Origin of the sequence: Micromonospora sp. DH13 (assembly GCF_020873825.1) — a bacterium.
In the GTDB taxonomy this organism is placed as follows: Bacteria; Actinomycetota; Actinomycetes; order Mycobacteriales; family Micromonosporaceae; genus Micromonospora; species Micromonospora haikouensis.
In genome coordinates, this window is sequence record NZ_JAHWGR010000144.1 from 1 (window position 1) to 236 (window position 236).

At 65.3% G+C, this 236-nt stretch carries 1 protein-coding gene; it reads right to left on the reverse strand.

The annotated features are described in order from the left end of the window. Positions 1 to 236, reverse strand: a 236-nt coding sequence (locus LPA42_RS33635) for an LOG family protein (protein ID WP_228987163.1), incomplete at both ends; no start/stop codon positions are given.

A 236-nucleotide genomic window follows, 5' to 3' on the forward strand; every position in this document is an offset into this window, starting at 1 on the left:
TGGCGGTCCGTGAGAGTGGTGAGCCAGTCGAGCAGGGGGCGGTAGAAGCCGTCCGCGTCAACCAGCACCATCGGCTTGGTGTGCAGGGCGAGGGTGGCGGTCGTCCAGACCTCGAACAGCTCGTCCATGGTGCCGAACCCGCCGGGCAGCACCACGAACGCCTGGGCGTACTTGACGAACATGGTCTTGCGGGCGAAGAAGTAGCGGAAGTCGATGGCCAGGTCGACCCAGTCGTT